Genomic DNA, 10,928 nt, shown 5'->3' on the forward strand with positions numbered 1-10,928 from the left:
GGCGAGCGATGGCCGGGCGAACGACAGGGAAGCACGGCGTCATCTACCGGGTGTGCCCCGGGTGTGCCCCGACCGCCGCTCGTGCCGCCAGAATGGGACCATGGCAAACAAGCGAGTTGTAGTGACCGGTGCGAGTTCGGGAATCGGGGCGGCCACGGTGCGACTGTTCCGGGCCCACGGCTGGGACGTCGTCGGCGTGGCCCGGCGTGCCGACCGGCTCGCGGCCCTCGCAGCGGAAACCGGCGCCGATGTCTTCACGGCCGACCTGACGGTGCAGGCGGACGTCGACGCCCTCCGCGACTATCTCGCGGCATCCGGCCCCGTGCACGCCCTCGTGAACAACGCCGGCGGCGCCCGCGGCCTCGACAGCGTCGAGACCGCCCCTGTCGAAGACTGGGCCTGGATGTTCGAGATCAATGTGCTTGCGGTCAAGCGGGTCACGAGTGCCGTGCTCCCGCTGCTGCGAGAGACACTCCGCACGGATGCCGCTGGCAGCGCCGATATCGTCACGGTCACCTCCATCGCCGGGCACGTCGCGTACCTCGGCGGTGGCGGATACAACGCCGCCAAGTTCGCGGCCCACGCCCTCGTGGAGGTGCTGCGGCTCGAGCTCAACGGCGAGCCGATCCGGGTGATCGAGATCGCGCCCGGCATGGTCAAGACCGAGGAATTCGGCCTCGTCCGCTTCGGCGGCGACACGGAAAAGGCCGCTGCCGCATACGCCGGCGTGGAGCACCCGCTCACCGCGGAGGACATCGCCGAGACGATCGTGCTGAGCGTCGAACTGCCCGCCCACGTCAACCTCGACCTGATCACGGTCAAGCCCGTCGCTCAGGCGGCCCCGACGCGCGTCGCGCGCGGCCCCCTCGTCCCGAAGGACTGACCCGCGGCATCCGCTGGCCCGGCCAGACCCGGCCCGTGAACCGCACTCTTCCGGTCGAGAGTCACCCGTGGAGCGGGAACTCTCGACCGGAAAGGTAGCTGCGGGCTAGTGCTCGACGGCCTTCTCGGCGCCGTGGCCGGTGAGGGAGCGGACCGACATCTCGGCGGCGAGGAGAGGGTCCTCCTTGCGGGTGCTCGTGACGGAGCCGAGCCAGCCGAGGAAGAAGCCGATCGGGATCGAGACGATGCCGGGGTTGCTGAGCGGGAACCACGCGAAGTTGACCCCCGCGCCGAACATCGACGTCGGCGTGCCGGAGAACACCGGGGAGAAGATGATCAGGATCATCGCAGCGGCGAGGCCGCCGTACATGCTCCAGACCGCTCCGCGGGTGGTGAAGCCGCGCCAGAACAGTGAGTAGAGGATCGTCGGGAGGTTCGCGCTCGCCGCGACGGCGAAGGCGAGCGCCACGAGGAACGCGATGTTCTGGCCCTGCACGCCGATGCCGCCCGCGATCGCGAGGATGCCGATCACGATGACGGTGCGGCGGGCGACCTTCACTTCGCTGTCCGGGTCGCCCTTGCCCTTCTTGATCACGCTCATGTAGATGTCGTGCGCGAACGAGGTCGCCGCGGTGATCGTGATGCCGGCGACGACCGCAAGGATCGTCGCGAAGGCGATCGCCGAGATGAAGCCGAGCAGGAGCGGTCCTCCGAGCGCGAGCGAGAGGAGCGGCGCCGCGGAGTTGACCCCGCCGGGAGCCGCCGCGATGACGTCCGCGCCGACGAGCGCCGCTGCGCCGAAGCCGAGCACGAGGGTGAAGAGGTAGAACGCGCCGATGAGCCAGATCGCCCAGACCACGGAACGACGGGCCTCCTTGGCGCTCGGGACCGTGTAGAAGCGCATCAGCACGTGCGGCAGGCCCGCGGTGCCGAGGACGAGCGCGATCGCGAGGGAGATGAAGTCGAGCGGATTGTGCCCGTACTTGAGCCCCGGCACGAGGATGGCCTCAGCGGGCTTGCTGATCGAGGCCGCGACGGCAGAGTCGAGCAGGCCGGAGAAGTTGAAGCCGTTGATCGCGAGCACCCAGATCGTCATCCCGAGGGCTCCGATGATCAGGAGGAACGCCTTGATGATCTGGACCCAGGTGGTGCCCTTCATCCCCCCGATGAGCACGTAGAGGATCATCAGGCCGCCGACCACGACGACGACGACCGACTGGCCGAGCTTGTCGTTGATGCCGAGTAGCAGCGACACGAGGCCGCCGGCGCCGGCCATCTGGGCGAGGAGGTAGAAGAAGCACACGGCGAGGGTCGTCGTGGCTGCCGCAACCCTGACCGGGCCCTGCTTGAGCCGGAACGAGAGCACGTCGGCCATCGTGTACTTGCCGGTGTTGCGCATCAGCTCTGCGACGAGCAGCAGCGCGACGAGCCACGCGACGAGGAACCCGATCGAGTACAGGAAGCCGTCGTACCCGCTGATCGCGATCGCTCCGACGATGCCGAGGAAGGACGCCGCCGAGAGGTAGTCTCCCGCGATCGCGAAGCCGTTCTGCGGCCCGGTGAAGGACCGGCCGCCGGTGTAGTAGTCCGCGGCGGAACGGTTGTTGCGGCCGGCCCGGATCACGACGATCAGGGTGACAGCCACAAAGGCGAGGAAGATCGAGATGTTCAGGACGGGGTTGGTCTCCGTGGCCTTCACGGCGGTCTGGACGATCATGGCGCCGGCGCTCATTTCTGCTCCATCTTTTCGAGCTCTGCGCGGAGCGCTGCGCCCATCGGGTCGAGGGTCTTGTTCGAGAAGGACACGTACCACATGGTGATCGCGAAGGTCGTGACGAACTGGCCGAGGCCGAGCACGAGGCCGAGGTTGACCGATCCGACGACCGGGATGGCCATCACGGCGGGCAGGTAGGCGGCGACGAGCACGAACCCGAAGTACCAGACCAGGAAGAACACGGCGAGCGGGATCACGAACCGGTTCCTCCTCCTCTTCAGCTCGAGGAAGCGGGGCGATTGGGCGAAAGCGACGTAGTCGATCGACGACGGCGTCGCTCCCGGTCGTGCATCTCTCAGTGATTCCGTCATGGGGGCTCCTTTGCTCCGGTGAGGATGGTGCTGGGTGGTGCGGTCTGGGGGAGAGGATTCAGCTGGTGTGGGCGGTGCCGTGCACGGCGAGCTTGAGCGCATCGAGCACGGCAGGGTCCTCGATCGTCGGGGGAACCGTGTACGGCTCGCCGTCGACGATCTGGCGGATCGTCTTGCGCAGGATCTTGCCAGAGCGGGTCTTCGGCAACCGGTCGAGGATCGTCACGTCACGGAAGGCGGCGACCGGGCCGACGTGCTCGCGCACGAGTCCGACGAGTTCCTTGGCGAGGGTGTCGTGGTCGATCGTCGCCCCGGCCTTGAGCGTCACGAAGCCCGCGGCGCGCTGGCCCTTGAGCGGGTCGTGCACTCCGAGCACGGCGCACTCCGCGACCGACGGATGCAGGGTGAGTACCTCCTCGAGGGATCCGGTCGACAGCCGGTGCCCGGCCACGTTGATCACGTCGTCGGTGCGGCCCATCACGTAGAGGTAGCCGTCGGCGTCGAAATGGCCGGAGTCGCCCGTCGCATAGTAGCCGGGGAAGGCGGAGAGATAGGCGCTCGCATACCGCTCCGCGCTGCCCCAGACACCGAGCAGGGTTCCGGGCGGAAGCGGCAGGCGGATGGCGATGTTGCCCTCCTTGCCGACCTTCGTCACGGGCCGGCCCTTCGAGTCGAGGATCTCGATGGCGTAGCCCGCGACCGGGAACGTCGCCGATCCCGGCTTGGTCGGGATTTCCTCGATGCCGCGCGGGTTCGCGCAGATCGCCCAGCCTGTCTCGGTCTGCCACCAATGGTCGATCACCGGGCAGTGCAGCCCGTCGTTCGCCCAGTGGTACGTCTCGGGGTCGAGTCGTTCCCCGGCGAGGAAGAGGCCGGTCAGGCTCGAGACGTCGTACTTCTGCAGCTCGGCGAGCTCAGGGTCGACCCGGCGGATGGCCCGGATCGCGGTCGGGGCGGTGAAGAGCACGGTGACCTTGTAGTCCTCGACGACCCGCCAGAATGCGCCGGCGTCGGGGGTGCCGATCGGCTTGCCCTCATAGATGACGGTCGTCGCCCCGACGAGGAGCGGCGCGTAGACGATGTAGGAGTGCCCGACGACCCAGCCGACGTCCGAGGCCGCCCAGAAGACGTCTCCGGGCCCCGCGGCGTAGATGTTGCGCATCGACCAGGCGAGCGCGACGGCGTGTCCGCCGTTGTCGCGCACGATGCCCTTCGGATTCCCCGTCGTTCCCGAGGTGTAGAGGATGTACAGCGGGTCCTCAGAGCGGAGGCTCACGGGTTCGGCAGGGGTCGCGGCATCCTCTTCGGTCGCCCAGTCGAGCCAGGTGACGGCGTCCGTGCCCGTGTCTGTGTCCGTGACGGCGTAGTCCGCCGCGCTCCCGGGGATCGACTCGCGGTCCCGCACGATGACGGTGCGGACCGAACCCTGCGACCGGTCAAGCGCCTTCTTCACGAGCGGCAGGTATTCGACGACGCGGCCGGGCTCGAGCCCGCCCGACGCGGTCACGATCACGGTGGGCCGGGCGTCGTCGATCCGCACGGCGAGTTCGCTCGCCGCGAAGCCGCCGAAGACCACGGAGTGCACGGCGCCGATCCTGGCGCACGCAAGCATGGCCACGATCGCCTCCGGGATCATCGGCAGGTAGACGATCACCCGGTCGCCGACGCCGACGCCCTGGGCGCGCAGCACCCCGGCGAACCGGGAGACGCGGTCGAGCAGCCGGCTGTAGCTGATGCTGACCCGGGTGCCGCTCATCGCGGAGTCGTAGATGACCGCGGCCTGGTCGCCGCGGCCGGCGAGCACGTGCCGGTCGAGGGCGTTGTAGCTCGTGTTGAGCTCGCCGTCCGGGAACCAGCGCCAGGTCCCGGGCTCGCGCTCCTCGAGCGCGGTGCGCGGGGGCACGGTCCAGTCGATGAAGGCGGATGCCTCGAGCCAGAAGTCGGCGCGGGTCGCGGCATCCGTCGAGCGCAGCCAGGAGTCGCGGTAGCTCCCCGCCGTGCCTGTCGCTGTGTATGTCACTGTGAACCTCCCCATTGAAGCTCCTATGTATACATAGAATTCAGGAAGTCTTGCACACGCCGGGTAAAAAGGGAATAGCATGGCGTCTGTGTATACAGAAACCCCAACGTCGGGGAACACCACTCCGGTGGGTACCCGCACGGCCGCACCGCCGGTCGCCGTCGTCAGCGCGAGCGAACGCGCCTACCGCCAGCTGCGCGACGAAATCCTCGACGGAGTCCTCGCCCCGGGCGCCGGCCTCCTCGAGGTCGAGCAGTCCGACCGCATCGGCGTCTCGCGCACGCCGCTCCGGGCCGCCATCGCCCGCCTGATCGCCGACGGGCTCGTCGCCGGCCGCGCCGGCCGCGGCTTCATGGTCACGGAGATGTCCGTCGACAGCATCCACGAACTGTACGAACTCCGCCGCGCCCTCGAGGAGCACGCGGCCAGGATCGCGGCGACCCGGCGCGACCCCCACGTCTTCCTCGAGCTGCGCGACCAGTTCCGCACGGCACCCGAACTGCTGCTGCTGGGCGAGGCCGGACTGCACCGGTACTACGAGCTCATCGACGACTTCGACGACGCGCTCGACGCGGCAGTCGGCAACCCGTTCCTCGTCACCGCGCTCGCCAACGTGCGCACCCACCTCGCCAGGATCCGCAGGCTCGCCAGGCACAACCCGGCCCGGCTGCGGGCGGCGGCGGCCGAGCACCTGCTCATCATCGAGGCCATCGTCGCCGGTGATACCTCGCTCGCCGCCCACGCCACCCACGTCCACCTCCACCAGAGCCTCAGCAACGTCCTCGCCGCGCTCGAGGCGAACCCGGCCGCCCAGGCCGACTGAAGCACCAGCGCCCACCCGAACCACCGTCCAACCGAACCACCGAAGGGAACCCTGTGCAGCTTCACGATGTTCGAGTCCACCGCAGCGACGAAGACCTGGCCCGCACGGATCAGCTCGCCTGGAAGATCGCCGAGTGCGCGTCCGACCCGGTGGAGGTCTCCGCCGAGGTGACCGAGATGATCATCAACCGGGTCATCGACAATGCCGCCGTCGCAGCGGCCTCGCTCACCCGGCGACCGGTCGTCGCCGCGCGCTCGCAGGCGCTCGCGCATCCGCGCTCCTTCAACGGCGTCGGCGCGACCGTGTTCGGCGAACAGCGTTCCCGCCGGGTCTCGCCGGAATGGGCGGCGTGGGCCAACGGCGTCGCCGTCCGCGAACTGGACTACCACGACACCTTCCTCGCCGCCGAGTACTCCCACCCCGGCGACAACATCCCGCCGGTCCTCGCCGTCGCCCAGCACCTCGCCGTCACCCGCGGCCTGAGCGGGCGGGACCTCGTGCGCGGGATCGCGACCGGCTACGAGATCCAGATCGACCTCGTGCGGGCGATCAGCCTGCACGCGCACAAGATCGACCACGTCGCCCACCTCGGCCCGTCGGCCGCCGCCGGGATCGGCACCCTGCTCGGCCTCGACACCGAGACGATCTTCCAGGCCATCGGCCAGGCCCTGCACACCACAACGGCCACCCGGCAGTCCCGCAAGGGTGAGATCTCGAGCTGGAAGGCGTACGCGCCCGCATTCGCCGGCAAGATGGCCGTCGAATCCGTCGACCGCGCCATGCGCGGCGAGACGAGTCCGACCCCGATCTACGAGGGCGAAGACGGCGTCATCGCGTGGCTCCTCGACGGTCCGGAGGCTTCCTACCAGGTCGCCCTGCCGGGCCGGGGCGAGGCCAAGCGGGCCATCCTGGACAGTTACACGAAGGAACACTCCGCCGAGTACCAGGCCCAGGCCCTCATCGACCTCGCCCGCAAGCTCTACCGCGAGCACCCGGAACTCGCCGACCCGGCCAACATCACCCGGATCGTGATCCACACGAGCCATCACACCCACAACGTGATCGGCTCCGGTGCGAACGACCCGCAGAAGTACGACCCGAGTGCGACAAGGGAGACCCTCGACCACTCGATCCCGTACATCTTCACCGTCGCACTGCAGGACGGCAGCTGGCACCACGTCGACTCCTACCGGCCGGAACGCGCGAGCCGCGCGGACACCATCGCCCTCTGGAACAAGGTCACGACCGAGGAGGACGTCGAGTGGACCCGGCGCTACCACTCACTCGACCCCGCCGAGAAGGCCTTCGGCGGCCGGGTCGAGATCGAGCTGGCCAATGGCAAGCGGATCGTCGACGAGCTCGCCGTCGCCGACGCGCATCCGCTCGGCGCGCAGCCCTTCGGCCGGGCGGAGTACATTGACAAGTTCCGCACGCTCGCGGCGGGCGTGCTCGAGGAGGGTGAGATCCTGCGCTTCCTCGACGCCGCCGAACGCCTGCCCGACCTCGCCGCCGACGACCTCGACCAGCTCACCATCGTGGCCCGCAACGGCCTGCTCACCTCGGTCCCCATCCCGAATGGAATCTTCTGATGTTGTATTCGACACGCACCCCCGCCGCCAAGCGCGAGGGTTTCCGCCGCGACCTGGCCAGCGGACGCCTGCTCCGGTTTCCCGGGGCATTCAACCCGCTTTCCGCGCGCCTGATCGAGGCGAAGGGCTTCGAGGGCGTCTACATCTCCGGCGCCGTGCTCTCCGCAGACCTCGGCCTGCCCGACATCGGCCTGACCACTCTCACCGAGGTCGCCGGGCGCAGCCAGCAGATCGCCAGGATGACCGACCTGCCCGCGATCGTCGACGCCGACACCGGATTCGGCGAGCCGATGAACGTCGCGCGCACCGTGCAGACCCTCGAGGACGCCGGCCTCGCCGGGATGCACATCGAGGACCAGGTCAACCCGAAACGCTGCGGCCACCTCGACGGCAAGCAGGTCGTCGACCTCGAGACGGCCAGCAAGCGCATCCGCGCGGCCGTCGATGCCCGCAGGGACCCGAACTTCCTCGTGATGGCGCGCACCGACATCCGTGCCGTCGACGGTCTCGCCGCGGCCGTCGACAGGGCGAAGGCACTCGTCGACGCGGGCGCCGACGCGATCTTTCCCGAGGCGATGGCGTCGCTCGCCGAATTCGCGGCGATCCGTGCGGCCGTCGACGTGCCCGTGCTCGCGAACATGACCGAGTTCGGCAAGGGGGAGCTCTTCACCGTGCAGCAGCTCGCCGATGTCGGGATGAACCTCGTGATCTTCCCCGTCTCGCTGTTGCGCCTCGCGATGGGCGCCGCAGACCGCGGCCTCGACGCGATCGTCGAACACGGCTCGCTCGAGTCGATGCTGCCAGAGATGCAGCACCGCTCGAAGCTCTACGAACTGCTCGACTACGAGTCGTACAATCACTTCGACTCCGGCGTTTTCAATTTCACCCTCAACCCCACCCTGCCCGCCTAACACCCTGCCCGCGTAACCACGCACTCACCGCACGCGAAGGAGCGACATGAGTCAGAACGAACCAGCCGTCACCGAACCGACGGTCTACAAGGGCCTCGCCGGAATCGTGGTCGACCGCACCCGCGTCTCGAAGGTCAACGACCAGTCGAACTCCCTGCTCTACCGGGGATACCCGGTGCAGGAACTCGCCGCGCAGAAGAGCTTCGAGGAGGTCACCTACCTGCTCTGGAACGGCGAACTCCCGACGCCCGACGAGCTCGCCGCGTTCGAAGACGAGGAGCGGTCCCTCCGCCACCTCCAGCCCGCCGTGCGCCGCGTGATCGACGAGCTTCCCCTGACCGCGCACCCGATGGACGTCGTGCGGACCGCCGTGAGCCTGATCGGCGCCTTCGACCCGCAGGTCGACGACGCCTCCCCGGAGGCGAACAAGGCCAAGGGCCTGCGGCTCTGGTCCCAGATGCCCGCGATCGTCGCCTACGACCAGCGCCGCCGCCACGGGCTCGAGCCGATCGAACCGCGCGACGACCTCGGCTACTCGGCGAACTTCCTGTTCATGACCTTCGGCGAGGTGCCGGAACTCGTCGTCGTCGAGGCCTTCGACGTGTCGATGATCATGTACGCCGACCACTCCTTCAACGCATCCACCTTCACCGCGCGCGTGATCACGTCCACGATGAGCGACCTGCACTCGGCGATCACCGGGGCGGTCGGCGCCCTCAAGGGTGCGCTGCACGGCGGCGCCAACGAAGCCGTGATGCACACGTTCGAGCAGATCGGCCTCGGCGAAGGCTCCGGCGAACGAGCGGATGCCTGGCTCAAGGAGACCCTCGACGCGCATCACAAGGTGATGGGTTTCGGGCACCGCGTCTACAAGCACGGCGACTCCCGGGTGCCGACGATGAAGACCGCGCTGCTCACCCTGGTCGAGCACTACCAGCGCCCGGACCTGATCGAGCTCTACGAGCGCCTCGCGGCGGGGATGAAGGAGCGCACCGGTATCCTGCCGAACCTCGACTACCCGTCGGGACCGGCGTACTACCTGATGGGCTTCGACACCCTGACCTTCACGCCCCTCTTCGTGGCCTCCCGGATCGCCGGCTGGACCGCGCACATCATCGAACAGACCGCTTCGAACTCCCTGATCCGGCCGCTCTCGCTCTATGACGGGCACCCGGAACGGCACCTCGCCGCTGAACCGGAACCCGACCTCCAACCGGCCGGTGACCTACCATTGGACAATGGCATTCGAAGCAGACGACTCAGCAACTGACACGACCGGCATCCAGCGGGAAATCCTCGGCTGGGAGGACTTCGCCGCTGCCTCGCGGCAACTGGCCGTCGACGTGCTGTCGAGCGGATTCCACCCGGACGTCGTGATCGCGATCGCGCGCGGCGGCCTGCTGCTCGCGGGCGCGATGTCGTACGCGCTCGGCACGAAGAACTGCGGCAGCATCAACGTGCAGTTCTACACCGGGGTCGACGAACGCCTGCCCGAGCCGGTGCTCTCCGGTCCGATGCTCGACGCGCCGGCACTTGCCGGACTCAGCGTGCTGCTCGTCGACGACGTCTCCGACTCGGGGCGCACCCTCGCGCTCGTGCTCGCGATGTTGCGGGAGTCGGCGGCCGAGGTGCGCTGCGCGACCCTGTACACCAAGCCGCGCACGGTCCTCGTCCCGGACTACACCTGGCGCGAGACCGACGACTGGATCGTGTTCCCGTGGTCGGCGCTGCCGATCGTCGACGCGCCTGAAGTGACGGCCCTGCTCGCCCCCATCGTCGCGACCGTCGTCGCCCCCTCCGCAGTGGAGAATGTCGTCGTCGCGCCTGCCGTTGCGGGCGTCGTCGCATGAGCATCCACCTCGTCGGCGGCGGCTGGGCCGCCGAACACAGCGCGGCCGTGTTCGGTCCGTTCCTCGCCGAGGCGACCGTGCGTGCCACGGCGGCCGGTCGCGACGAACCCCGGATCGCGATCATCGCGGTGCGTGCGCCCGGCACCGCTGCTGTTGACGACGCCGCCCAGCACGCCGCGAAGCTCGCCGAGGCGCTCGGTGCGGCCGGGGTCTTCGAGGCGAAGATCACCGAACTCGCACTGAGCGACGCGGCGACCCTGCCCGCGATCGCGGACGTCGACGGCATCATCGTCGGCGGCGGGCTCACGCCCGCCTACCTTGCCGCACTCACCCCGATCGCAGGCGAGATCCGCCGCCAGGTGTCCGCCGGCGTGCCGTACCTCGGCTACTCCGCCGGTGCCATGATCGCCGCAGAGCGTGCCCTCGTCGGCGGTTGGCGCCTGGGCGAGGTCGAGGTCAGCGCGGAAGCGGCCTCTGAAGGCCTCGACGAACTCACCATCCAGTCCGGCATCGGCCTGCTCGACGTCACCGTCGACGTGCACGCCGCCCAGTGGGGAACCCTGTCCCGCCTCATCGCCGCAACCGAAGCCGGCCTCATCGACGGCGGCCTCGCCGTCGACGAGAACACCGCGCTCATCGTCGGGGAGGGCGCCCTCCGCGTCGTCGGCTCCGGCAGCGTCTGGCGGGTCAGCCAGTCCGAGAACGGCGTACTCGTCAGCACCTTCGGCGCCTAGGCCGTGATCGATCAGTCGTAGATAGACCCCTCGT

Annotated in this window: 10 protein-coding genes; 7 read left to right on the forward strand and 3 right to left on the reverse strand. The window is 68.9% G+C overall.

The features are described from left to right. Positions 1-100: 100 nt before the first annotated feature. Positions 101-883, forward strand: a complete 783-nt coding sequence (locus tag QN357_RS06980) for an SDR family oxidoreductase (RefSeq protein WP_134563858.1) — start codon at positions 101-103, stop codon at positions 881-883. Positions 884-988: 105 nt separating this feature from the next. Here the strand turns inward: QN357_RS06980 and QN357_RS06985 are convergent, their stop codons facing one another. The 3 genes from QN357_RS06985 to QN357_RS06995 are packed head-to-tail and all read right to left on the reverse strand — an operon-like array spanning position 989 to position 4,987. Beyond that, positions 989-2,614 carry a cation acetate symporter gene (locus tag QN357_RS06985; protein ID WP_241975499.1) on the reverse strand — a complete coding sequence of 542 codons (1,626 nt, stop codon included), beginning with the start codon at positions 2,612-2,614 and terminating at the stop codon, positions 989-991. Further along, the gene (locus QN357_RS06990) at positions 2,611-2,967 is read right to left on the reverse strand and encodes a DUF485 domain-containing protein (protein WP_134560628.1); all 357 of its coding nucleotides are present in this window, start codon (positions 2,965-2,967) and stop codon (positions 2,611-2,613) included. Before QN357_RS06990 ends, QN357_RS06985 begins: the two co-directional genes overlap by 4 nt. 58 nt (positions 2,968-3,025) lie before the next feature. Then, complete coding sequence (locus tag QN357_RS06995) at positions 3,026-4,987, reverse strand: AMP-binding protein (RefSeq protein WP_322189560.1); 1,962 nt, start codon at positions 4,985-4,987, stop codon at positions 3,026-3,028. Positions 4,988-5,075: 88 nt separating this feature from the next. On the opposite strand from QN357_RS06995, the gene QN357_RS07000 reads away from it, so the two are divergent. From QN357_RS07000 to QN357_RS07025, 6 genes are read left to right on the forward strand one after another with little or no spacing between them, the layout of a single operon-like run. Beyond that, entirely contained in the window at positions 5,076-5,810 is a 735-nt protein-coding gene (locus tag QN357_RS07000) for a GntR family transcriptional regulator (protein WP_322189561.1), read from the forward strand. Positions 5,811-5,863: 53 nt separating this feature from the next. Continuing rightward, positions 5,864-7,399: an MmgE/PrpD family protein gene (locus QN357_RS07005; protein ID WP_134449794.1), complete on the forward strand. Its 1,536-nt coding sequence runs from the start codon at positions 5,864-5,866 to the stop codon at positions 7,397-7,399. Continuing rightward, positions 7,399-8,310 carry a methylisocitrate lyase gene (prpB, locus tag QN357_RS07010; RefSeq protein WP_134560634.1) on the forward strand — a complete coding sequence of 304 codons (912 nt, stop codon included), beginning with the start codon at positions 7,399-7,401 and terminating at the stop codon, positions 8,308-8,310. The genes QN357_RS07005 and prpB overlap by 1 nt, the downstream gene beginning before the upstream one ends. Before the next feature lie 46 nt (positions 8,311-8,356). Beyond that, the gene (locus tag QN357_RS07015) at positions 8,357-9,580 is read left to right on the forward strand and encodes a bifunctional 2-methylcitrate synthase/citrate synthase (RefSeq protein ID WP_322189562.1); all 1,224 of its coding nucleotides are present in this window, start codon (positions 8,357-8,359) and stop codon (positions 9,578-9,580) included. Continuing rightward, positions 9,549-10,160 carry a phosphoribosyltransferase gene (locus tag QN357_RS07020; RefSeq protein ID WP_134449797.1) on the forward strand — a complete coding sequence of 204 codons (612 nt, stop codon included), beginning with the start codon at positions 9,549-9,551 and terminating at the stop codon, positions 10,158-10,160. The genes QN357_RS07015 and QN357_RS07020 overlap by 32 nt, the downstream gene beginning before the upstream one ends. Further along, positions 10,157-10,894, forward strand: a complete 738-nt coding sequence (locus QN357_RS07025; RefSeq protein ID WP_322189563.1) for a Type 1 glutamine amidotransferase-like domain-containing protein — start codon at positions 10,157-10,159, stop codon at positions 10,892-10,894. The genes QN357_RS07020 and QN357_RS07025 overlap by 4 nt, the downstream gene beginning before the upstream one ends. Positions 10,895-10,928 lie beyond the last annotated feature (34 nt).

Origin of the sequence: Cryobacterium sp. RTC2.1, from assembly GCF_035018685.1 — a bacterium.
In the GTDB taxonomy this organism is placed as follows: Bacteria; Actinomycetota; Actinomycetes; order Actinomycetales; family Microbacteriaceae; genus Cryobacterium; species Cryobacterium glucosi.